Source organism: Endozoicomonas sp. ALB115 (assembly GCF_049310245.1).
Lineage (GTDB): Bacteria > Pseudomonadota > Gammaproteobacteria > Pseudomonadales > Endozoicomonadaceae > Endozoicomonas.
In genome coordinates this window covers 139,602-164,512 of sequence record NZ_JBLYZG010000002.1, presented here as the reverse complement: position 1 = coordinate 164,512, position 24,911 = coordinate 139,602, and the positions used below count along the sequence as shown (strand labels likewise).

Sequence of the window (24,911 nt, the reverse complement as noted above, 5' to 3'; positions counted from 1 at the left end):
CCATCAGCCCGGAAGAATATAAAAGTAACCAGATCCACGCACGGTTTTTATCCTTGGATTGCCGTCAGGCCGGGTACCAATCTTTTTGCGCACATTACTCACATGCATATCAATGGCCCGATCATACAGTGTCAACTTACGGTTAAGGGCGATCTGGGTCAGGTCATCCCGGGAAATCAGTTCACCGGCCTTTTCAATCAGCGTTTTCAGCACCAGAAATTCAGTGGCGGTCAACTCCAGTGGTTCACCGGCAATGGCGGCCTCACGGTTGGCCAGATTCAGGGCAATATCATCAATCTGCAGGGTTCGGCTGGTCCCTTCCGGAATCAATGGTGTGCGACCACGGCGCAGAATAGCCTTGATTCTGGCCACCAGTTCACGGTGGTTGTAAGGCTTGGGCAAATAATCATCCGCGCCAATTTCCAGACCGATAATCCGATCCACATCATCGCCACGGGCAGTCAGCATCAGAACCGGGATGTCCGATTGCTGGCGTATCTGCTTCAGGGCATCAAAACCGTTCAGCTTCGGCAAAGTGACATCCAGCAGCACCAGGTCATGCATCCCGGACAGAGCGGCATCAACCCCGGCTTCACCATCATGAACCGCAGAGACCGTAAACCCTTCTGTGGCCAGATATTCCACCAGCAATTCACAGAGCTCGATATCATCATCAATCAGCAACAGCCTGGCACTGGTTTTGCCTGTACTTATAGAGTGACTCATAGCATGTGCTCCATAAAAAAAATACCCCGCCTTGGGGGAAAGCGGGGTTAAAGGTACAGCTCGTAAAGTAACTGATGGTATGGCCAGTCTCCCCCCCGCCCGGGTTTTCTGGCTGCCTCTGCTCATTGATTTAATAAAGAGGCTTGCCAAAAGCGCGGGACATCATATCATTCATCAAACATCAATGCTTAGTGAAACAGCGGCAAGACAACACATCAGCCCCAAACAGTGACGACTTTGATCACTGTTTCTGAATCTCGAATTCAGTGTATTGACTTGCATCTCAATCGGGTCAATAGATCCGGTAAAAGCAGTGTAAAGCCCTGACTTATTCCATTTTAAACAGTAAAGGATTCGCCAATAGTGGTTTTCCACATAGCTCTGGATGGATGAACCTCGTACTATCCGTCACAGTACATAACCCTGTATAGTGTTCGGCGCTTTGCACGGGGCATTTCCCTATATAAAGCCAAAGGCACACTCCCTTCCCCTGAAGTCATACAGGTTAATACTTAAGACCGCCAATACCTTCTTCCCCTAACAGGTTATGACGTTTGCAAAGACAAATAAGTGGCAGGTATTTTGCTGAATGCAAACAGTACGGAGCTATCAATGATCGCTAACATCACTGATCGTAAACTCGGAAAATGGCTTCCGATAGGCGCTTTAGCCACCTCTATTTTCCTTCTGGCCGGTTGCTCGGAGGAGCAGCAGCCGCAACATCAAATGCCGCCACCCGGTGTATCGGTTTTCAGTGTAATCGATCAGGAAGTAGGCGACTATTATGAATACATTGGCCGTTCAGAAGCGATCAATGAGGTAGACATCCGTGCTCGTGTAGAAGGCTTTCTGGTCAAAAGAAACTTTACGGAAGGCGGTATGGTTGAACAGGGCCAGCTGCTTTACGAAATTGACCGGGCACCATTTGAGGCCGCCCTCAAAGGTGCCGAGGCCCAGCTGGCAAGCAGCAAGGCTTCCCTTATTAACGCCCGGAAAAACCTTGAGCGTAGCCGGGATCTGGTAAAACGGGGAGCGATCAGTCAGGCTGACTACGATAATAAAACCAGCTCGGAAGCCCAGGCGGTGGCCGCAGTGGAAGCAGCAGAAGCCAGTCTAGAAACAGCCCGGCTGAATCTTGGCTACACGCAAATTTCCGCACCCTTCAAAGGGGAAATTGGCAAATCAACCTACAGTGTTGGCAATCTGGTGGGTCCCACCAGCCAGCCTCTGGCTACGCTGACCAGCATGGATCCAATCTATGTTACCTTTCAGGTGGATGAACGACAGCTGATCAGCCATCTGGCCGAACACCCCGGAGCCAGAACGGCGCAGGAAGCCAGCGTTGAGGTCGAAGAAAAAGGCAGGTTCAAACTCTCTCTCAGACTGCCCAATGGCACTGAATACGACCAGCCAGGCACCTTCAGTTTTGCCGACACCCAGATCGATGAAACCATGGGTACCCTGACCCTGCGAGCCACCTTCCCGAACCCACAGGGTATTATTCTGCCGGGCCTCTACGTCACGCTGCAGGCAGAAAGCCATCAGAAAATGCCCATGCCCCTGATTCCCCAGGCCGCAGTTCAGCAGGATCAGTCCGGCTATTTTGTCCTGGTTGTCACGCCGGAAAATGTCGTTGAAACCCGACAGGTGGAAGTCGGTCGTCGTATCAATGCCATGTGGGCCGTAACCTCAGGCCTTAAGCAAGGTGAACAGATTATCGTTCAGGGCCTGCAGAAAGTGCGCCCGGGCGGCACAGTATCGCCAACCCTGGTTAATGTAGACCCAACCACCGGTACGCTTTCATCACCCGCTTCCGCCAAGCCACAGGAGCAGGATATCTGAGATGATCAGCCAGTTTTTTATTAACCGGCCCAAGTTCGCATTCGTCATCTCGATTGTGATCACCATGGTCGGTCTGATCTCGCTGACAACACTGCCAGTGAGTATGTTCCCGGAAATCACGCCGCCCCAGGTAACCATCAACGCCACCTACCCGGGTGCCGATGCAGAAACCCTGGAGTCTGCGGTTATGCGCCCCATTGAAGAGCAGGTTAACGGGGTTGAAGGGATGATTTATATGGACTCCAAAGCCTACAATAATGGCAGTGTGTCCATCACCGTCACCTTTGATTCCGGCACCGACCAGGACATCGCCATGGTCAACGTGCAAAACCGGGTCGCCGCTGCCGAACCGGGTTTGCCTGAACAGGTGCGCCGACTGGGCATCAATGTACGAAAACAGTCGTCCAATATGCTGCTCGGGGTTAACCTGGTGTCGGAATCCGGCAAGTTTGATCAGGTCTACCTGAGCAACTACGCCAGTAACTACCTGTTAGACCCAATGACCCGTATCAATGGCGTAGCGCAGGCCCAGGTGATGGGTGCCATGACCTACAGTATGCGCGTCTGGCTGAACCCCAGCCGGATGGCGGCACTGGGTGTCACCACTTCCGACGTCAGTCATGCCATTAATGAGCAGAATGCCATTGTTCCCGCCGGACAACTGGGACAATCCCCCAATCAGCCGGATCAACAATTTACCTATACGATTCGTACCCGGGAACAGCTGGAATCCCCTGACGCTTTTGGCAATATCATTATCCGGGCAAACCCGGATGGCTCTTTTGTCCGCATTAAAGATATTGCCAAAGTGGAACTTGGTTCCCAGAACTATGAGGGTGATGCACGGCTGAACAAACAACCCACGGCATTCCTGGTTGTTTACCAGCAACCGGATGCCAATGCCATGGACGTGGCCAAAGGCGTAAAAGCCCGGATGGAAGAGCTGAAGAAGAACTTCCCCGCAGGCATGGACTATACCATCAAGTTTGACACCACAGAGTTTATCTCCGAGTCCATCAATGAGGTGGTCAAAACACTGTTTGAAGCCGTACTTCTGGTTATCCTGGTGGTCTTCCTGTTCCTTCAGAACTGGCGCGCAACGCTAATTCCCGCCATCGCTATCCCGGTGTCGTTGATTGGTACCTTTGCGGTCATGCAGGTACTGGGGTTCTCCATCAATACCATCAGCCTGTTTGGCCTGGTGCTGGCCATCGGTGTGGTGGTAGACGATGCCATTGTCGTGATTGAAAACGTTGAACGACTGATCACCAAAGAAGGCATGGCACCGAAAGAGGCCACCCGCCAGGCGATGAAAGAGGTATCCGGCCCCATTGTTGCCACCACCATGGTACTGCTGGCGGTTTTTGTACCCGTGGCATTTATGCCGGGCATTACCGGAGGCCTCTATACCCAGTTTGCCGTGACCATTTCTGTCGCGGTACTGATCTCCTCGGTCAACGCGCTCACCTTAAGCCCCGCACTGTGCTCAGTGTTACTGAAAAAAGGCAGTCTTGACCAGATTGTCTGGCTGAAGCCGGTAGACACCCTGATTCACAAATTGACCGGGGGTTACCAGGGCTGGGTAAAACTTTTACTGCGCCGTTCCATTCTGGGTGTTGGTCTTCTGGCGGTGATGCTGGGCAGTACCGGCTTTATGTTTACCACCACACCCGGCGGCTTCGTCCCCGGTGAAGACCAGGGCTTCTTTGCGGTCAACATTCAGCTACCGGATGCGGCTTCACTGAATCGCACCCAGGAATTAATGGGGGGCATCACCGACCAGATTCGCTCTGAAAAAGGGGTGGATAGCGTTATCACCATTTCCGGCTTTAGTATCTTCAGCGGTGCCAGCAGTAATGCGGCCATGGCCATTGTCGTACTGGATGACTGGTCAGAGAGACAGAGCCCTGAGCTGCATCAGGATGCCATTTTGCAAAGAACCCAGGCTAAATTGTGGTCGCTGCAAGAAGCACAGGTCATGGCTTTTGCCTTCCCACCCATTCCGGGTCTTGGGTCATCCGGTGGCTTTGACTTCCGGCTGCAAGACACCATGGGACGCTCACCCCAAGAGCTAAGCCAGGTCATGAATGGCCTGATTTACCAGGCCAACCAGCAGCCGGAACTCGCCCGGGTGTTCTCAACCTGGCAGGCCAATGTGCCGCAATACCTGCTGGAAGTGGATCGTCAGAAAGCCAAGGCCCAGGATGTATCGTTATCCGAGATTTTCATGACGCTGCAAACCCAGCTGGGCTCTCTGTACGTGAATAACTTCACCCTGTTTGGCCAGAACTATCAGGTCAACCTGCAGGCTGAAAGTGCTGACCGGGCCGGACCGGCTGACCTCAGCAAGTTCTATGTCCGTAACAGTCAGGGACAAATGGTGCCATTGACCACGGTTGCTTCCCTGAAACCCGTGCTGGGCCCCAGCAGTATCGGTCATTACAACCTGTATCAATCCGCCAGCATCAGTGGTCAGGCTGCTCCGGGTTACAGCTCCGGTGACGCCATTGCGGCAATGGCCCGACTGGCTGAGAACCTTCCCCAGGGGTATACCTATTCCTGGTCAGGTCAGTCTTTACAGGAAATCGAAGCAGGAAACCTGGCACCCATCCTGTTTGCGCTGTGCTTCCTGTTTGCCTACCTGTTCCTGGTCGCCCAATACGAAAGCTGGACCATGCCACTGGCCATCATCAGTGCCGTGCCTATTGCTACCTTTGGTGCCTTTGTGGGAATCAATATCATGCGACAGTGGAATCCGGTGCTGGCCAATGACATCTATGCCCAGATCGGGATGGTGCTGTTAATTGGTATCGCGGCAAAAACGGCGATTCTGATCGTGGAATTTGCCATGGTTCAACGTCGGGAAGGCAACAGTATTTTTGACTCAGCCATTAATGCCGCTGGCCTGCGCTTCCGTGCTGTACTGATGACTGCACTGTCTTTTATTCTCGGGGTAATGCCGCTGGTGCTTGCCACTGGCGCTGGTGCCGCCAGCCGACAGATCATCGGTATCACGGTGAGCTCCGGTATGTTGGCGGCCACTATCTTTGGCACTCTGCTGATTCCAGTGTTTTATTTACTGTTGCAAAGGGTGCGTGAGCATTTTGATCCTGACAAGGCAAATAGTTAATTGAACCAGAAGATGCTGTGTACAATCTCCGTTCACCGGGAATCGAAGGGTGATTGGCACAGTGTTCAACGGTTACCCATACCGTTCGTCCTGAGCCTGTCGAAGACCGGAAACTCCGGACTCTGATAGATCGTGCCAAGTACCCTTCGACTCCGCTCAGGGTGAACGGAGATCGTACACGTCAAACTCATTAAAACCAGGTACCAGATCGCTGGCTGGTTATTCATAACGGTATTTATAAAGCACTACTGTTATGAGGCATCAGTGGATCGGCCAGCTCATCAACCGTCAGGTTCAATGAGTTTTTCGGAATGGCTCCTGGCTTGATGGTTGCTGTGCCATCCTCTCTAATTAGCCATTGCTGCCCACCAGCCCTGACCGACAGAGGTCTGTGCAATGCCTCGGCCATCAATGTCAGTGGATGTCTGTCGGGCAGCGCACTGCCTGGCAACCAGTCCTCCAGAGTAAAGTTTGACCAGCATTCAGGCCCGTAGCAACTGCCTGCTAATTGCGCCCGTTGAACCTCCTCTCTGACAAGCGCAGCTGCCACCTCTGGATCATCATTGGCAGCGCGTGAGGAATCATCATCACCGCCAGCCACCCATTGCTCACAGTCTGCCAGTCTGGAAATACGATACCTGCCTATATCCTCCCCGGTTTTTTCCAGTGTCATTTTCAACGGGTTTACCTGCCTTTTCAGTTCACCCCAGGCCTCTTGCAATTGTGACAGATTGAAGGTGTCCATTTGCGATTGATCTTGCCGATCTTGTACAGGTTTTTTTCGACCTTTTGGCAACTTGTTGTTTCTTTTCAAAAACTGGAACCGGTCATGCCAGATGAGTTTTATCTCTTCAAAAGCGGCTTCAATCTCACTAACCAGCCCTACCTCTGTCCTGACACGTTCATGCAAAGATGCCAGCTCATCCAGAAATTCCCTGTCCAGCCCATCAGTACGAAGAATTAATCCCGACAAGGTGCTCAGCGCATCATTGACATTATCAAGCCAACCACAAATCTTCGTTATATCAGTAACGTCCTGAATGGCCTTTTTGAATTCCATACCCAAAGTGGGCGACGGCGTCAAACCTGCTCGTATTAACTGCCCATAGGAATAAATAAAGGACGTATGAGTGATAATCCGGTCAAATTCTTTATTCATTTTTCTATCAAGCATATCAGCAAGAGCGAAATAAGACTCAGCCTTAACCACAGGCGTACTCTCGGGATCATCAACCACTGATTGAATCATTGCCTTGACCTCAGCCATTGGTCGATCAGCAATAAACGCCTTTACCGCATCCTGCACCCCCTGTGGCAAAGGTGTTTCCCGTGGTGGGGTTGGTGAATCTTGTCGGGCTGCCGACTGAGCTGCGGGTACAGGTGCTTTTGGCTGCACCGGTTTCCGGTAACCATAGCCCCTGGTCATTTTTCGTTTAAGCTTCCCCCTGATCTCCGATTTTTTCCTGGCTTTCTCAGATTCTTCTTCACTGATCAGACTGTTTATTTGCATGGCGGATTCTTCTGCTTTCAGGGCATGCATCAGTAAAATATCTCTGCAGGGCCCTTCTATGAATCGTTGAAAACAGTCATCAAGATTTGCACACTCAGCTTTAGACAGGGAAAACGTCTGCTTAAATTTTTCCATCGCGTCTTTAAACGACTTTTTGGTTGTTTCGATATGTATAAGTTTTTGATTGTCAATGTCTGACAAGTTGATGCAAACCAGGCACGCTAATGCCTTCGATGCAAGATAAAACAACCATTCGATATCGCCCAGTTCAGCATTTATGCCATCAATTTTGCCATCAATCAGGTTGATAAACTTGCTTAACAGCCTGAGTGCTGTGGCAAATTCGCCAATACACAGTGAAGCACTGACCATTTGTATCACTTGGGGAATTTCATAGCACTTGAACAGGTCTTGGTCTAGTTTGTCCGACGCTGAATTTAACCAATTGCTGAAACCTTTAACAGCAGAAGCTGATCCTCGCTTCAGGTCTGCTTTTTCTTTCAAATGTGGATAGTGATTGACAGCATCATCCAGAGTTTTTATCAGAGACAAACCGACAGTGTCACTGACACTGGATATCAGGTCAATATACAGATTATGCTTTTCCACATCCTTGCTAAGCGGACCATCAGGCTTGATCGGGATCTGGCTATTCAAATCGGCCATACTGTCACAGACATTCAGAAACTCCATGGATTGTGACATGAAGACCTGCCAGTGCTGTGACAAACGATCACCATTGAGAGCATTCGACTGAAACAGCTGGACCAAATCACTGATGTTTTGTCCATACTTATTTGCGAGACGTTCGATTTGGTTTTCGTCTGGCTCATCACCACAACGCAATGACGACACAAAGTGTAAATCTAACACTGTTTTGGATACAGGTTTGAAACGTTTGTGGCACAGAGCGAAGTATTCTTGTTTCAAAAGAAACAACTGATCTCTAAGCATTTCACGATTTTCTTTTGCAAATGTTCGGTCACTCGATTTTCTACCAACCTTTTTTCTTTCATTCGTCACCATTTCCTCAAAAAGAGCAACATCCTCTCGAAAATGCTCCATAATCTCGAGATCTTTCATTGACTTAGGTGTAAAGCCAGCAAAGTCATAGGAAAACTCCATATTTCGGAGGGTCTTGACACTAAAAGGCATTAATTCATCAAAATTTTTTACTTCGGAAAATTTTTTATGACGGACAACCTTTCTCTTAGCCAGTCCTTTACCACCCTTTTTTTCAACAGGGTCTTCCACCGGTATTTTTTTTCTGCTTTCAATAACATTCGGACCGACGGAGTCAATGGTCTTGCTGGCATTATTGTCTTTGGCTGCTGCCGGAAATTGCTTTTCAAAAGTAACCACGCCAGGTGCACTGCCAGCAGAAGGCTTTATATTTTCCATAACCATTACCTTTTATAATCGCGAATATTTCTTAATATTGACAACGTAAAGCCTTTTTTGTTCCCTATCGATGTAACCTGACCCGGGCCAGATCAAAAATGAGGCGTTATCACGGAGAAAAAATAAGGACTTAATGATACCTGTCGGCGACATTTACTGGAGCGGTTATTCATAACGGTGTTTAGAAAGCACGACTGTTAAGTAGCTGGCCATATGGAATCATATATTTCTGGCTACTTATGTATGAGGCGTCAGTGGATCGGCCAGCTCTTCAACCGTCAGGTTCAGTGAATTTTTCGGAATGGCTCCGGGCTTGATGGTTGCTGTGCCATCTTCGCCAATTAACCATTGCTGCCCACCCGCCCTGACCGACAGAGGTCTGTGCAATGCCTCGGCGATCAGTGTCAATGGATGCCTTTCAGGCAGGGCACTGCCTGGCAACCAGTCCTCCAGGGTAAAGTTTGACCAGTATTCAGGCCCATAGCAACTGCCTGCTAACTGCGCCCGTTGAACCTCCTGCCTGACAAGCGCAGAAGGCACCTCTGGGTCATCATTGGCAGCAAGTAAGGAATCTTCATTGGCAGCAAGTGAGGAATCTTCATTGGCAGCAAGTGAGGAATCTTCATTGGCAGCAAGTGAGGAATCATCATCACCGCCAGCCTCCCATTGCTCACAGTCTGCCAGTCTGGAAATACGATGCCTGTCTATATCCTCCCCGGTTTTTTCCAGTGTTATTTTCAACGGGTTTACCTGCCTTGTCAGTTTACCCCAGACCTCTAGCAATTTTGGCAGATCGAAGGTGGCCATTTGCGATTGATCTTGCCGATCTTGTACAGGTTTTCTTCGACCCTTTGGCAGCTTGTTGTTTCTTTTCAAAAACTGGAACCGGTCACTCCAGATGCTTTTTATCTCATCAAAAGTGGCTTCAATCTCACTAACCAGCCCTACCTCTGCCCTGAGACGCTCATGCAAAGATGCCAGCTCATCCAGAAAATCCCTGTCCAGCCCATCAGTACGAAGAATTAATCCCGACAAGGTGCTCAGCGCATCATTGACACTATCAAGCCAACCACAAATCTTCGTTATATCAGTAACGTCCTGAATGGCCTTTTTGAATGCCACACCCAAAGCGGACGACGGCATCACACCTGCTCGTATTAACTGCCCATAGGAATAAATGAAGGACGTTTGAGAGATAATCCGGTTGAATTCTCTATTCATTTTTCTGTCAAGCATATCAGCGAGAGCGAAATAAGACTCAGCCTTAACCACAGGCGTACTCTCGGGATCATCAACCACTGATTGAATCATTGCCGTGACCTCAGCCATTGGTCGATCAGCAATAAACGCTTTTACTGCATCCTGCACCCCCTGTGGCAAAGATGTTTCCCTTGGTGGGGTTTGTGAATCTTGCCGGGCTGTCGACTGGGCAGCGGGTACAGGTGCTTTTAACTCCACCGGTTTCTGGTAACCATAGCCCCTGGCCATTTTTCGTTTCAGCTTCCCCCTGATCTCCCGCTTTTCCCTGGTTTTCCCAGATTCTTCTCCACTGATCAGACGGCTTATTTGCCTGGCAGATTCTTGTCCCCTCAGGGCGTGCATCAATAAAACGTCTCTGCAGGGTCCTTCTACGAATCTTTGAAAACACTCATCGAGTTCTGAGCACTCAGCTGCAGACAGGGAAAACATCTGCTCAGCCTTTTGCATTACCTCTTTTAACAACTTTTTGATTGTTTCGATATTTTTAAGTTCATCATTGCCAATGTCTGGCAATTTGATGCAAACCAGGCACGATAACGCCTTCGAGGCGAGATAAAACAACCATTCGGTATCGTCCAGGTCAGCATTTATGCCATCAATTTTGCCATCAATCAATTTGATGAACCCGCTTAACAGCTTGCGCGCTGAGACAAATTCGCCAATACACAGTGAAGCACTGATCATTTGTATCACCTGGGGAATTTCATAGCACTTGAACAGGTCTGAATTGTTTGATTCTGAATTTAACCATTTGCTCAATCCTGTAACATCAGAACCCAACCCACGATGCAGGTCATCTTTGTCCTCTAGCTGTGCATAGTGATTAACAGCATCGTCCAGGATTATGATCAGAGACAAACTGACAGTTGTACAGAGACGGGATGCTGAGTCAGGAAACCCTTTAAATTTTTCCTGATGATGTTTCGGGAGTTGTTGATGCATAGTGGCCAGATCGGCACAGACATTCAGAAATTCCATGGATTGTGACATAAAAACCTGCCAGTGCTGTGCCAGACGATCACTACAGACAGCGTTCCAGTATAACTCCATGCCAAGATCACCGACGCATTGGCAATACTTACTGGTGAGACGTTTGACTTTTTGGTGCATGGCGGGCTCATCACCAAGACGCAATGACGATACCATCTGTAACACTAACACTATCCCGGATACAGGCTTGTAGCGTTGGAAGCACAAAATAAAGTACTTATGTTTCAAATTAAACAGCTGCTCTCTGAGGCATTCATAGCTTTGTCTTGCGCTTGTTCGGTCACCGCCTATTTTACGCAGCTTCGGTCTTTCATCACTCACCATCTTGTCAAAACGAGCAATATCCGCTCGAAAAGACTCCATCATCTTGAGATCTTCCGTTGACTTTGGTGTAAAGCCTGCAAGATCGTAGGAAAACTCCTTATGTTTGAGATTCTCAAGATAAAAAGACATTAATTCCGAATAACTTTTTACCCTGGATGGTTCTTCATGGAGGTTAACCTTTCTTTCAGTCAGGCTTTTCTCCGGTATTTTTTTAGCAGAGTATTCCACCGGAGCATTTTTTCTGCTTTTGATAGTATTCGAACTGCAGGGTATCCCGGCCAAAGAACCGCCGGAGCCAATGGTCTTGCTGGCATGATTGGCTATGGCTGCTGCCGGTAATTGATTTTCACCACTTACCACGCCAGGTACACTGACAACAGAAGGCTGTACATTGTCCATAACCAATACCCCTTTAGAATCGCGGATATCTCTCAATACGGACAACGTAAAGCCTTTTTTGTTCCATCTCTGTGCAACCTGAACCAGGCCAGATCAACAACGAACAGTTATATACGCCTCAAATCACTGAGAAAAAAGTCCTTAAATAATTCCGACATTTAGAACTCACTCTCCGTTCATCCTGAGCGGAGTCGAAGGGTGCCTGGCACAATCTATCATGCCTCGGAGTTAACGCCCTTCGACAGCCTCAGGACGAACGGAGTTCGGAGGCTCCGAAATGTGTAAATTATTCAAGGACTATTCCTTAACCTCCCGGTGGCGGCCTTTGTTACCGGCTTTTTTTATCGGCTTTTTTATCAATTGAGAAAAGCAGCCTGTCCCTGTGAACTATCACGTCATACAATGGACCTCATAATAACGTGTATGGAGTTCAACGATGACCACTGCTTATGAGAATCTGGTGAGCCGATTCCAGCAGATGTATCACCTTTCCCATCTGGGAGCTATCGCTGGCTGGGACCAGGCCGCCATGATGCCTGTCGGCGGCAATCAGGCCCGTGGTGCAGCGCTGGCGGAATTGAACACCCTTCTGCATAAGCTGCTGACGGCACCTGAAGTGGCAGCCTGGCTGCAAGAAGCACAGGCTCAGGAAACCAACCCGGACACCATCCGCTCCATTAGAGAGATGGCGGTTGAATGGCAACAGGCCAGTGCCATTCCTGATGATCTGGTGAAAGCCAAAACCATTGCATCCACAAACTGTGAACATGCCTGGCGCAGCCAGCGGCCTGCAAATGACTGGCCGGGTTTTGCCAGGAATCTGAAAGAGGTGGTTAACCTTTCCCGCCAGGAAGCGGCTGTTCGGGCAGAAAAAAGCCATGTTTCCCCTTACAACGCCCTATTGGAGCTTTATGAACCCGGCGTCAATACCCGGGAGCTTGACCAGCTGTTTGGTGACCTGAAAACCTGGCTGCCTGGCTATATTCAGGATGCCCTGGATCGCCAGTCTTCGGTGAGCATCATTCAGCCTGAAGGCCCCTTCCCGATCGACAGGCAAAAGGCGCTGGGACTGGAGGTGATGCAGCTGCTCGGCTTTGATTTTGACCATGGCCGATTGGACGTAAGTACTCACCCATTTTGTGGTGGTGTCAGCGAAGATGTCCGGATGACTACCCGCTATAAAGAAGATAATTTTGTAGAAGCATTGATGGGCATCATCCATGAAACCGGCCATGCCCGCTACCAGCAAAATCTGCCGGAACAGAACCGTGAACTCCCCATTGCCCTCCCCCGCTCCATGGGAATCCATGAAGGACAGAGCCTGTTCTTTGAAATGCAGCTGGGCCGCAGCAGCGAATTCCTGTCGCTGATCCAGCCGTTGATCGTCAAACACCTCTGCGCTGGCACGTCACAGCCCGCCATGGCACTGGATAATCTGGAAAAAATCTACAAACGGGTTCGTCCGGGCTTTATCCGGGTTGATGCGGATGAGATCACCTACCCGGCTCATATTATTTTGCGCTATGAAATCGAGCGAGACCTGATTGAAGGGAACATCGAGGTGGGTGATATCCCCGAACTCTGGCAGCAGAAAATGCAGGATTACCTGGGCCTGGATGTAGCCGGTGATCACAAGAATGGCTGCATGCAGGATATTCACTGGCCCATGGGGTCGTTCGGCTACTTCCCGAGCTACACCCTTGGAGCCATGGTCGCAGCCCAGCTGTTTGCCGCCCGGAAAAAAACCATGCCGGATATTGCAGAGCTGATTCAACAGGGTAACCTTTCACCCATTTTTGACTGGTTGAAAAACAACATCTGGTCACAGGGACGACAGTATTCCACGGCAGAACTGATGACCAGGGCGACCGGCGAGCCATTAACGGCCAGTTATTTCCAACAACACCTGAAAGAAAGGTATCTTGGCTGACAGGCCCTGATAAATAGCATTTTCATCAATAGCACGCCTGGGTTAACTATGATGAAATCGACTGAATCTCTCCATTATTATCCTCGAGGTTAACCTGATGCGGGGCATCAAAACGACACATGTCCGCCATATATTTCAGGGGCTGGCAGCACTGATTATCATCATAACGGGGATCAAGCTGGGCAGCACACTGGTTATTCCCCTGCTGCTTTCTGCCCTGCTTGCCTTGCTGGCCAATCCTGTGGTTGACTTGCTGGCGCGGTTCAGAGTCCCGCGAATCGTCGGAATCCTGTTCACCTTAACGGCCTTTGTCATCTTCGCCCTGTTATTCCTGGGTAATGTTGCCAGCACGGTTCAGGAGTTTACCGCTGCACTGCCCGGGTATCGTGAACAGCTGACTGAGTCGTTTAACAGGACTCAGGCCTTTTTAGCACAGAAAAATATCCGTGTTGACCTGAAAACCTTTATGGACTCCTTTGACCCATCGGCGCTTGTCAGTCTGCTGACCAATATGATTGGCAAACTCGGCAGCACCATGAGTTTTGCCCTGCTGATTTTAATCGCCGCCATCTTCATGCTGCTGGAAGCTCCGCTGCTGCCGGGCAAGCTGCGCTTGGCACTGTCATCCCCGGACCATGAGTTACAGAGCATGCGTCGTTTTCTCCACTCATTTAACCGTTATGTGGCCCTGAAAACGCTGATCAGTATGATCACTGGCCTGTTGGTTGGCACCATGCTCTGGGCGAAAGGGGTGAACTTTTATGTGCTCTGGGGGCTGGTCGCTTTTCTGTTTAACTTTATCCCTAATGTCGGCTCCATCGTGGCGGCTATTCCCGGTATTCTGCTGACACTGCTGCAGTTTGGCTATGGCGATGCCATGCTGGTTCTGGCGGGCTACCTGGCGATAAACGTGTTTATCGGCAATATCATTGAGCCTAACGTTATGGGACAAGGGCTGGGATTGTCGCCCCTGGTCGTCTTTCTGTCGTTGATCTTCTGGGGCTGGCTGTTAGGGCCTGTAGGGATGATTCTCTCCGTTCCACTGACCATGTTTATTAAAATCATGATGGAATCTTCCAGACAGTGGCGGAACATGGCTATTCTATTAGGACCTGACGACAGTGCAGAGCAACACCAACAGAAGAACAGCTGATTAATAGGTAAAAGGGAGCCGGTGATGGTTGATAAACCTGACGTTGATCTGAAAAAAAATGCCCCGGATAACAATCCATGGATCGACTGGGCAGAAAAGATCCGGGCCATTGCCCAGAACGGGCTCACCTTCTCCAGAGGTGAATTTGACCTTGAGCGATATCACCAATTACAGGCTATTGCCCACGATATGACCGCACTGCTGACCGGAGCCCCCACAGCAAAAGTGGACGACTACTTTCTGCCGGATCATGGTTATGCCACCCCGAAGATTGACCTCCGTGGCGGCGTATTCCTCGATAATAAAATACTGCTGGTCAAAGAGCGCTCTGATGGGCGCTGGGCGCTGCCCGGAGGCTGGGGTGATGTGTGTGAACCTCCCGCTTATGGGGTCGAGCGGGAAATTGTGGAAGAGTCCGGCTATACCGCCAGGGCATTAAAGCTGGTCGCTGTTCGGGATACCCAGCAACACCCCTACCGCCCACGAAGCCCCTATCATATCTACAAATTGATTTTTCTCTGCGAACTGACCGGTGGAGCCCCAAAAGAGAATATTGAAATTTCCGATATCGGTTTTTTTGATATTGACGATCTGCCGGAGCTTTCCAGGGGAAGAACCTTGCCGGAAGATATCCAATTATTACTGGAACACAAAAATAAACGCGAATTGCCCACCGTTTTTGACTGAAACGATGGGCACAATCCGCAGAGAATATTAAGTAATTGTCTTTTAATAAGTTCCCGATTTCCGTTCACCCTGAGTGCTGAGCTTGTCGAAGTATCGAAGGGTCGTGCCACCGAACTTCGACAAGCTCAGTCCGAACGGAGTCGGGCGATGAAAATAGGGAAGTTATTTCCAGACAATTCCTAAGCCGTACCACCCACGGTAATTTCATCAATCTTCAACGTCGGCTGACCAACACCCACCGGAACAGACTGACCATCCTTACCACAGACCCCGACACCGGGGTCCAGTTCCAGGTCACTGCCGACCATGGACACCTTGTTCATCACATCAGGGCCGTTACCGATCAGGGTTGCGCCCTTGACTGGCACGGTCTTTTTGCCATTTTCGATCAACCAGGCCTCACTGGTGGAGAACACAAACTTGCCGGAGGTAATATCCACCTGACCACCGCCCATGTTTTCCACATAGATGCCTTTTTTAACGGTACTGATAATCTCCTCCGGGTCATGCTTGCCAGCCAGCATATAAGTATTGGTCATCCTTGGCATGGGCAGGTGAGAATACGACTCACGTCGTCCGTTACCGGTCGGTGCAACACCCATTAAACGAGCGTTCAGCTTATCCTGCATATAGCCTTTGAGAATGCCATTTTCAATCAGGACGGTGCTTTCTGTGGGTACGCCCTCATCGTCCATATTCATGGAACCACGACGACCGCCCAGCGTACCGTCATCAACAATGGTACAGTGTGGAGAAGCTACCCGTTCGCCAATCCGGCCAGCATAGGCAGACGACCCTTTGCGGTTAAAGTCACCTTCCAGTCCATGTCCTACCGCTTCGTGCAGCAGCACACCGGACCAGCCAGCGCTTAATACCACCGGCATGGTGCCTGCCGGAGCGGCCACTGCTTCAAGGTTGGTCATCGCCTGACGCACGGCTTTGCGGGCATACTCAAGGCCGGTGTCGTTGAGCAGGAACTGAAGGTAGTCACCCCGGCCGCCGCCTCCGGCCGACCCGCGCTCAATACGCCCTTCTTTTTCAGCAATAACACTGACATTCAAACGAACCAGCGGGCGAATATCCGCCGCCAGCGTGCCATCGGAGGCGGCTACCAGCACCACCTCATGGACACCGGCCAGACTCACCGTCACCTGCTTGACACTGGGGTCCGCCTTGCGGGCTTCCTGGTCCAGCTTTTTTAGCAGATCAACTTTATCTTCACTGGTTAAAGAGTCCAGAGGGTTGGCGGTTCCGTAGAGCGACAGTGGCTGGCTGCGCTGCCATGCCTGAACCTGCTGCTGCTGGCCGACCCGGGCAATACTTCGGGCAGCACCGGCAGCCTGTTCCAGTGCCGGGAGGATAATTTCATTGGAGTAGGCAAAACCGGTCTTCTCGCCACTCATGGCGCGAACACCAACCCCGCTGTCGACATTGAAACTGCCTTCCTTAACGATGCCATCTTCCAGCACCCAGGACTCATGGCGCATGGATTGAAAATAGAGGTCAGCGGCATCCACATTGTGCCCCAGAATGTTATCCAGAATCCTGCTGAGTTCACTGTCGCCGATATTGGCTGGAGTCAGCAGTTGGTCGCGGGCTGTTGTAATAATATCGGTCATAGATTTTGTCACCACTTTTGTTACCGCTTTTGTCAGCAGCACGTTTTGTCAGCAGCGTGGCTTCACACTGGTTTATTCTTATTGCAAGCCTACTCCCTGAGAACGGGCTAACTCAAGGGAAGTTTGAAATTTCCAATAGCAGTTTGGCATCCGAAAATAGCCTTTTGAGAAACTATATATCATCCAATGGCAGCAGTTGCTGTGGATCAAACTCTTTTCTCCGATGATAATGGCGATAGAGACACACACCACCAAGACCGACCACGGCAACCACGGCAGTAACGCCGACGGCAATACCGGCAATTGCGCCTGTGCTCAGGCCTGTTGCAATGGCAGGTGCAGCCGCAGCTATTGTTGATGATGTGGGCAGGGTTAAAGGCATACCCGTAAATGTTGTCATCGGTGTTGTTATTGGGCATGTGCCATCGGGTAATGATGAACTGAGCTGGCAATCGGAGCTGACAAAACGCTGGTCAGCTGAGGCACAGAGTGTATCGGCGCTGATATTGGTATCACTGCTGCTCTGAAAATTAACCCGGGTGTTTACGGTGCGGATATCAGTCAATCTCGCATCGGATTTATCTGCAAACCCGCTGGCAGCATAGCCGGCAGCGACACCGGCACTGCTATTTCTACCAACCGCAATCACCTCGCTGTTTACAGCGGTTATGGCATTGAGTTCACCATAGCGCTCAATTTTACCGGCACCGACTCCGGCATTAGCACCGTTGCCCATGGTGAATACCCGGCAGTTCAGTGCAGTGATATTGTTTGCTTCCCCGGCATGGCTTATGGATCCGGCACCAACTCCGGCATTGGCACCGTCGCTCATGGTTCTTACGGTGCTGTTAATCGCCGTCAGGTCACGGACTTCACCCAGAGGATCAATCTGGCCACCGCCAATGCCGGCGAAAGCCTCAGGGCCAGAGACTTCCACGTTATTACATACCGACGTGACATGGCTGAGTTTGCCCTCAATAAGCCCACCTCCGATCCCCCCATGGGCTTCGTAACCTTGTGTACTTATCCGGCTATTTTGTACCGTAACGTCATCAACCTGCCCCCGGATCTCACCCGCGACCATACCGGCAAGCTGGTCTCTCCCCCTTGTTTCAACGGTGCAGTTGTGTACTTCAATATTTTCAATGCGGCTTTCCCTGCTGAGTTGTTGTGCCGTAATAATCCCCCCCGCAGCCGGGGAATCACCGTGAATGGTTACGCTGGCGTTGGCAACCTTGATATTCCCGATACGGCTGGTGTCATCCATGGTACAGGCGACCACCGCAGCGGCTTCGTTTTCTGCCGATACCCGGGCATTAACCACTTGCAGATTGTTAACGCTGCCCCGAAGGTCCCGGAATAAACACATTGTTTGCTGATCAGTGATACGGTCCTGTCCATGATAATGGCCGGAAAAAACGACAGTTTTATCATAATTCAGCTCAGAGCCATCCAGATCACCGGTCTGGATGTAGTAGGCATTGGCTGGATAATCAGCATCCAGGCCGATTTTATTGAACGTTTTGCTGTCGTTTATCGAAATGGGTTTCCAGACAGACCCTCGTTCCGCAATCAATGGCGTTGTTGAGCAGTTCCAGAGGTTATCCATAACAGGATCCGGATGCACCTGACAATCACTGGTAACTAAACGAGGGTCGGCAGTACGGCATAAACCCGGCATCGTCAGATTCCCAACATTGACCAATTCACCGTTAACCAGGCTGTTGAGTGACCGGACATCCCCGATCACAGCGCCTCTAAAAACACCACCGTCAGCTATGCCAGCATTAGCGCCAGTCTCCGTGGTGACTGTGCAGTTCACTGCACGGGTATTGATCACCTCGCCAGCGTTGTAGCCTGCACCAATGGCAGCACCATCATTTGCGCCCCTGCCACCGGCTGAGACCGTGCAGCTCACTGCGTTGGTTCCGTTGACCCGGTCATGCACATACCCGCCGCCAATGTCGGCAGAGGCGGCATTCCCTTCGGTTCTCACGTGGCTGTCCAGGGCAACCAGGTCATTGATGGAACCCTTAAGAAGTTTGCCTCCGCCAAAAGGCCCGGGCAGGGTGTGGCCAACCTGCCCACCACCAATACCGGCATAAGCCCGGTTGCCATTGGTAGTGACCCGGCTCTTCACCACCGTCATGTTATTAATTTTACCGGTTACCATTCCTCCGCCAATGCCGGCATCTGACCCAGGTTTGTGGGTGCTGACATTGGTCCCCGACACCGTCAGATGTTGTATATCACCATCGACCTCCCCCCCACCAATCCCCGCATCCGCCTCGATGCCCCGGGTTTCCACCTGGCTGTCCGAAACCGTCAGCCGCTCAATCTGTCCTTCCATTTCGCCAGCGCCGATACCGGCATCTGAGTTTAAACCTGATGTTGTGACCCGAGCCCCCTCCACGTTCAGGTGGTTCATCTCACCCCGGGTCTTACCAGCGCCGATACCGGTCGGGGAATAGTTCCCTGAGGTTAAGACCGAACTGTTTTTCACCTCGGCTCTCTCAATCTGGCTGCCTTCTTGCTGAAGCCCGGTAATGACTCCGGTGTACGTTGAGTCAGACCGTGCAGATTTTCTGCTATTGATGATACGGCTATCCTCTATCCGGACATCGCGTATCGTTGATTTTCCCTCCATTTCACAGGCCAGTGCCGCTGAGGACTTATCCGTATTATTGATATTGGCATTGGCCACGCGCAGGTCGCGGACCTCGGAATAATGCCCTAGCTTGTGGAATAGGCAGCGACGGGAATCACTGATGGTATAACAGTCACCGTTATAATGGCCGGTGAACGGATGATCATCATCACCCACTGACACGCTGCTGTTATGGCTGAAGCTTTTTGTCTGGCGGTAGTAAGCGTCAGCGGGGTAGCCCTCCTGACCAATTTTGCCCAGGGTTTCGCTATCACCAACCGGTATCGGATTGTCCGGTGAGCCTGGTGATGTCCCGGCAGAGGGGACAGCCGCCGCACCGGAAAGCCTGTCCAGGGCAACCATTGCCAGGGTCGCAGCAGCGGGGCCGGACATGCTGCCTCCGCAACGGTTGACCGGTCTGTTCTGTTTTCGTCCTGATGCTTCTGTGGCCATCATGCTGTGCAAATCCTGACTCAGGGCAACAGATGAGCAGAGGGTGCTGACTGCATCGCTGACAACCTTGACGGAAGGTATCCAGCAGGAAGCTACCTTACTGGCCAGTCCAACTTGCCGGACGATATCGGTCATCGAACCTGTCCTGCCGCTTTTATTATCGGAATCGGCCGGGTTCATTACATCCACTGTTACGGGCTGGCTGATCAGGGTGGGTTGCTGCAGGTTTTCGGGGACATAAGCCGGCGACAGCGAAGCGAAGAAAGAGGTGATGCCTGATCGAATGGTAACGGCAAACCTCCCGGATTTGCCCACAGGTTCAGACTGGGTTGTCGAGGCAATTCCCGGGTTTTCGGCAGGGGCGGTCAGAGTAGCGTTCAATGGCAAATGTGATTGCATGTATTGTTCTCCATAATGCTGTCAACACAGTTTCAAACAGGCAGAAAGCCAGCACTGCTGCCAGGAGGAATCCGCTGCCTGCAAGCCAGCCATGCAGGCAGCAGAACATTCATAAATGGATACAATCAGTTATTGGCCTGCTGATTTAAGTGTTCCAAAGGTATTTCAGGATCCGCTGGTTGCTGTGCCTCGTCCCGACGATGATAGTGTTGGTAGAGAGCGCATAGACCAATGCCCGCAAGGATCGTGACAGCGGTACCCAGGCTGACACCCAGGACAACCCAGGTACTGATGGTTCCAGCCAATGGTGCAGGCGTGACGGGCAGTGCCGTTGCCGGGGGCATGCCGGAGAATGTCATTGATGCTTCCGGTAACGTCACCACGGTTTCCGTTACTGGTGCTGAGGTTGTCATTGCCGCCGTTGCCAATGGTGTTGTGGGAGTGATCGTGGCATTGATGGACGGTAACGGCGTTGAGATGGTGTTTCCTGTAATGGTTGTATTGGACATTACCATTTCGTTGAGCAATGCCGGGGTGGTCAGAGCAGGACTGGACAACGGAGTGCTTGTGTTGGCCATTGCCGTTTTGCCCAGTGGTGCCGGGGTAGTCTGAGTATGGCTGGACGGTGGGCTGGTAGTTCTGTCCATTGTCGCTTTGTTGAATGGCACCGGGGTGGTCTGTGTATGGCTGGACAGCATGCTGGCTGTGCTGTCCATTGCCGTTTTGTTGAATGCTGCTGGGGTAGTCTGAGTATGGCTGGACAGCGGGCTAGTTGCGCTGTCCATTGCCGTTTTATTGAATGGTACCGGGGTGGTCAGAGTATGGCTGGACAGCGAGCTGACTGTGCTGTCCATTGTCGTCTTGTTGTATGGTGCCGGGGTAGTCTGAGTATGGCTGGACAGCAGGCTGCTTGTGCTGTCCATTGTCGTTTTATTGAGTGATGTCATTGCCGGTTGTTGTGAGGTTGTATCAGCCATCGCAGGGTTATTGGTCGAGGATGCCGCTGTCTGCGGGCTATATTGCCGGACAGCAGGTGAATGGGCAGGTGTAGCAGCAATAGATGTTGCTGAACAGTTCCAATGCCAATGGTCTTCAGTGAGTGAGCCCGACGTGAGTTGGCAATCATCGGTTACAAAACGGGAGTCAGCGGTACGGCATAATTCGGATGAATCTGCAGAGCCAAAGTTTTCCAGCTCACCATTAACCTGGCTGTTCAATGATCGTATATCCGCTGTACTGCCGGCCTTACGACCGGCACCAATACCCCCACTCCCATCCGCCGTTGAAACAGAACAGTCAATAGCGCTGATCCCTCTGACCTCATCATTCACCACCCCGCCACCAATGCCGGCATGTGCCAAACGGCCTTCCGTCCTTACGTGGCTGTCCACGGCAACGAGATCATTGACGGAACCCCTGATAAGTTGGCCTCCGCCGCCAAAAGGTCTAAGACTGGGCCTCATGCCAACCTGTCCGCCACCAATGCCTGCATAAGCTATGGGAGCTTTGGTGGTGACATGGCTCTTGATCACCGTCATGGTGCGGATATCACCGGCCACTTCACCGCCGCCAATGCCGGCATCGGATGAGAACTGATCAGTGCTGACATTACTTGACAGAACCGTCAGATGCTCAATATCCCCGGTGATTTTGCCCCCTCCAATCCCGGCATTAGAATGGCTACCCCGGGTTTCTACCCGGCTATCGGTTACTGCCAGATGCTCACCCTGTCCAGCCATCCTGCCAGCGCCGATACCCGCATCTGAGTAACGGCCAGAGGTGGTGACCTGACTGTCTGCGACATTCATATTCTTCATCTGTCCCCTGGTCGTACCACTGCCAATGCCGGCCGGGGAAAAGTTGCCAGTGGTTGTGACCGAACTGTTTTTCACATCAACGCCCTCAATCAGGCTGCCTGTTTCCTGCTGTCCGGTGATGACGCCAGTGGAGGTACGACTAAAAAGATTAGCAGCCCGCTCGTTGATAATGCTGGTATCCTCGACAAGGATGTCGCGAACCGTTGATTGTTCGCCCATTTCACAAGCCAGTGCCGCTGAGAACCGATCACTGTTTTCGATGGCTCCATTGGCGACATGCAGGTCATGCACAATGGCATCACGCCCAAGCTTGCCGAATAGGCAACCCTCCGGATCACTGATGGTATGACACCCCCCATCATAATCCCCCTTGAATGGCGTGCTCCAGCTCCCAATGGTCACACTGTTGTTATGGCTGAAACTTTTTGTCTGAAGGTAGTGACCGTCCAGGGGATAGCCTGGCTGACCGATTTTGCCCAGTGTTTCGCTATCCGCGACCAGTATCGGACTGTCCGGTGCAGCCGACGTTCCGGTCAATGGTTTGCTGCCAGGAAGCGGTGTGGTGGTATGGGACAGCGCTGTTTTATGCATGGTTGTCGGCGTTGTCAGTGCATCGGTTGCTGGTTGTGTGATTGGATTTGCTGTCACGGTTTCCGTGATGGGTAATGTCGTTGGCTGAGGAACCGGGGCCGAAGTAGCAGTGGAGCTTGAACAGTTCCAATGATCTCCGGTGAGTGAATCAGGGTTCAGCTGACAATCACTGGTCACAAAACGTGCATCAGCCGTACGACATAAACCGGGTAAGGTAACATTGCCAAAGTTTTTCAATTCACCATTAACCTGGCTGTTCAGGGAGGCGGTCCCCTTCTCGCTGCCTGAACCGAGTGCCTTCCCAATATCTGCAAAACGCCCGGTGACTGAACTGTTCACTGCGGTGGTATCAGCAACTTGCCCCATGTTCCAACCGGCACCAATCGCAATCCAGGAAAGGTTCTGACTGGCTGAAACAGAACAGTCGATAGCCGTTATGCCGTTGATCTCACTTTGCTGAGCTACAAGGCCACCGCCAATAGCAGCAAAGCTGTGATCATTTTCTATGTTGACCCGGCTATTCAGGGCAACAAGTTCACTGACCTTGCCAGCAACAGGCGGAAACACCCTGCCAACCTGCCCACCACCAATGGCAGCATGCCCGCTGGTTCCCGTCGTTGTAACCTGACCGTTGACTACGGTGAGTTGTTTTATCTCGCCAGTGACCAGGCCACCACCTATGCCTGCTGGAGAATAAGCCCCTGCACTGGTAACCTGAGTGTCTCTAACGGTCAAGCGCTCGATATTACCATCAACCCATCCTCCCCCGGCTCCGGTATCTGTGTTCCGCCCTGAAGAAGTGACTGAGCAGTTAACAATCTCAATGTCTTTCAGAACGCTCTTTTTACCCTGTAGCCCGGTAATTACCCCGGCGGTACTGACCGACTCTGAGGATATTACCCCTTGCCTGGTTGCCACGCTGCCATGTTCAATCCGGACATCACTGACCGCAGAGCCACCGGACATTTTACAGGCCAATACGGCAGAGTGCTGCTTGCCGGTTTGATCAATGGTGGCATTGGCAATACGCAGGTTCTTAACGTCGGCACCGGACCCGAGTTCACCGAACAAACAGTCCTGCAGATCGCTTATGGTATGGCACCCACCGTCGTAATGGCCCTGAAATGGGGTGCTGTCACTGCCAACCGGAACACTGGTGTTATGGCTGAAGCTTCGAGTCTGCTGATAATGAGCGTCCGGGGGATAGCTATCGTTACGGCCGATTTTGCCCAGTGTTGCGCTATCCTCAACGGGTATCGGGTTGTTCCAGGCCCCGGGTCTGCCTTCTGCAGGCAGGGCCGCAGCACCCGCCAGCCGGTCCATCGCCATCAGGGTGGCGGTTGCCATGGCCGGACCTGATACACGTTTTGCTGTGCCCGAAGCGGTTACCGGCTTGTCTGGCTTTTCATCTTCCTGTTTTTTATCAGTGACCTTTTGCGAATGGTGTTTTGACACATTGTCTGAACCGCTGGCTGGCTCTTTACCAGACTTTCCCGACACGGCCATATTATCCAGGCTATTCGCCAGAGAAACGTAAGAACAGATGGTTCCTATCGCATCGCTCACTGCACTCACATTGGGTACCCAGCAGGAAAGTACCTTGCTGGCCAGCCCAACCCCCTGGACGACACTATCCGCCAGGCTTGTTTTGTCGTTTTTATTGTCAGCAGGCAGCGTATTGGCAACCGGTGCAGCTGGCTGGCTGGTTTGTCGTTGATGCTCAGGAATATAATTGGGAGAGAGAGAGCTGAAGAAGGAGGTAACACCTGACTGGACAGCAACTGCAAACTTTCCTAATGTACCAGTGGGTTTGGTTTTTGCTGGTTCGTTAAGGTAGGGATTACTGGTTACATCTGTCATTGGTGCATGAGTTGAAGAAAATGGCTGCACAATTTACTCCATAAATGTTGTCTCGGTTATACATTGAGAGTGCCATTGTCGTATGAGTAAAAAACAAAGGCATACACCTAGGAGGCTAGATGGCTTTTTGTCATTATTTCAGTTTTGGTAAGATTGCTTTGGACTACATAAAG

At 51.3% G+C, this 24,911-nt stretch carries 11 protein-coding genes; 5 read left to right on the top strand and 6 right to left on the bottom strand.

The features are described 5' to 3' along the window. Positions 1-3: 3 nt before the first annotated feature. Positions 4-726 carry a response regulator gene (locus ACO6VE_RS01705; protein ID WP_422449188.1) on the bottom strand — a complete coding sequence of 241 codons (723 nt, stop codon included), beginning with the start codon at positions 724-726 and terminating at the stop codon, positions 4-6. Between the two features lie 612 nt (positions 727-1,338). Between ACO6VE_RS01705 and ACO6VE_RS01700 the strand changes: the two genes are divergently transcribed. Further along, positions 1,339-2,568, top strand: a complete 1,230-nt coding sequence (locus ACO6VE_RS01700) for an efflux RND transporter periplasmic adaptor subunit (protein ID WP_422459398.1) — start codon at positions 1,339-1,341, stop codon at positions 2,566-2,568. A 1-nt stretch (position 2,569) separates the two neighbouring features. After that, a complete protein-coding gene (locus ACO6VE_RS01695) occupies positions 2,570-5,698 on the top strand; it encodes an efflux RND transporter permease subunit (RefSeq protein ID WP_422449192.1) in 3,129 nt (1,042 codons plus the stop codon). 235 nt (positions 5,699-5,933) lie between these two features. Here the strand turns inward: ACO6VE_RS01695 and ACO6VE_RS01690 are convergent, their stop codons facing one another. Together ACO6VE_RS01690 and ACO6VE_RS01685 are read right to left on the bottom strand one after the other, a co-directional pair. Further along, a complete protein-coding gene (locus tag ACO6VE_RS01690; RefSeq protein WP_422459396.1) occupies positions 5,934-8,609 on the bottom strand; it encodes a hypothetical protein in 2,676 nt (891 codons plus the stop codon). A 237-nt stretch (positions 8,610-8,846) separates the two neighbouring features. Beyond that, entirely contained in the window at positions 8,847-11,582 is a 2,736-nt protein-coding gene (locus tag ACO6VE_RS01685) for a hypothetical protein (RefSeq protein WP_422459394.1), read from the bottom strand. Positions 11,583-12,018: 436 nt separating this feature from the next. Between ACO6VE_RS01685 and ACO6VE_RS01680 the strand changes: the two genes are divergently transcribed. The 3 genes from ACO6VE_RS01680 to ACO6VE_RS01670 all read left to right on the top strand — a co-directional run bounded on the left by ACO6VE_RS01680 (position 12,019) and on the right by ACO6VE_RS01670 (position 15,352). Further along, positions 12,019-13,512: a carboxypeptidase M32 gene (locus ACO6VE_RS01680; protein ID WP_422449198.1), complete on the top strand. Its 1,494-nt coding sequence runs from the start codon at positions 12,019-12,021 to the stop codon at positions 13,510-13,512. Positions 13,513-13,609: 97 nt separating this feature from the next. Next, positions 13,610-14,665, top strand: coding sequence for an AI-2E family transporter (locus ACO6VE_RS01675; RefSeq protein ID WP_269673454.1), 1,056 nt, complete (start codon positions 13,610-13,612; stop codon positions 14,663-14,665). 24 nt (positions 14,666-14,689) lie between these two features. Continuing rightward, positions 14,690-15,352, top strand: a complete 663-nt coding sequence (locus tag ACO6VE_RS01670) for an NUDIX hydrolase (protein WP_422459391.1) — start codon at positions 14,690-14,692, stop codon at positions 15,350-15,352. A 179-nt stretch (positions 15,353-15,531) separates the two neighbouring features. Here the strand turns inward: ACO6VE_RS01670 and tldD are convergent, their stop codons facing one another. From tldD to ACO6VE_RS01655, 3 genes are all read right to left on the bottom strand, one after another. Further along, the gene (gene tldD, locus ACO6VE_RS01665) at positions 15,532-16,971 is read right to left on the bottom strand and encodes a metalloprotease TldD (protein WP_422459390.1); all 1,440 of its coding nucleotides are present in this window, start codon (positions 16,969-16,971) and stop codon (positions 15,532-15,534) included. 172 nt (positions 16,972-17,143) lie between these two features. Then, on the bottom strand, positions 17,144-20,470 hold the full coding sequence (locus ACO6VE_RS01660) for a hypothetical protein (RefSeq protein ID WP_422459388.1): 3,327 nt from the start codon (positions 20,468-20,470) through the stop codon (positions 17,144-17,146). A gap of 125 nt (positions 20,471-20,595) precedes the next feature. Next, on the bottom strand, positions 20,596-24,768 hold the full coding sequence (locus ACO6VE_RS01655) for a hypothetical protein (protein WP_422459386.1): 4,173 nt from the start codon (positions 24,766-24,768) through the stop codon (positions 20,596-20,598). Positions 24,769-24,911 lie beyond the last annotated feature (143 nt).

What these genes read in the sequence shown, in the direction of transcription:
- ACO6VE_RS01705 (WP_422449188.1), bottom strand. Translation starts at nt 726, where the DNA reads ATGAGTCACTCTATAAGTACAGGCAAAACCAGTGCCAGGCTGTTGCTG.
- ACO6VE_RS01700 (WP_422459398.1), top strand. Translation starts at nt 1,339, where the DNA reads ATGATCGCTAACATCACTGATCGTAAACTCGGAAAATGGCTTCCGATA.
- ACO6VE_RS01695 (WP_422449192.1), top strand. Translation starts at nt 2,570, where the DNA reads ATGATCAGCCAGTTTTTTATTAACCGGCCCAAGTTCGCATTCGTCATC.
- ACO6VE_RS01690 (WP_422459396.1), bottom strand. Translation starts at nt 8,609, where the DNA reads ATGGAAAATATAAAGCCTTCTGCTGGCAGTGCACCTGGCGTGGTTACT.
- ACO6VE_RS01685 (WP_422459394.1), bottom strand. Translation starts at nt 11,582, where the DNA reads ATGGACAATGTACAGCCTTCTGTTGTCAGTGTACCTGGCGTGGTAAGT.
- ACO6VE_RS01680 (WP_422449198.1), top strand. Translation starts at nt 12,019, where the DNA reads ATGACCACTGCTTATGAGAATCTGGTGAGCCGATTCCAGCAGATGTAT.
- ACO6VE_RS01675 (WP_269673454.1), top strand. Translation starts at nt 13,610, where the DNA reads ATGCGGGGCATCAAAACGACACATGTCCGCCATATATTTCAGGGGCTG.
- ACO6VE_RS01670 (WP_422459391.1), top strand. Translation starts at nt 14,690, where the DNA reads ATGGTTGATAAACCTGACGTTGATCTGAAAAAAAATGCCCCGGATAAC.
- tldD (WP_422459390.1), bottom strand. Translation starts at nt 16,971, where the DNA reads ATGACCGATATTATTACAACAGCCCGCGACCAACTGCTGACTCCAGCC.
- ACO6VE_RS01660 (WP_422459388.1), bottom strand. Translation starts at nt 20,470, where the DNA reads ATGCAATCACATTTGCCATTGAACGCTACTCTGACCGCCCCTGCCGAA.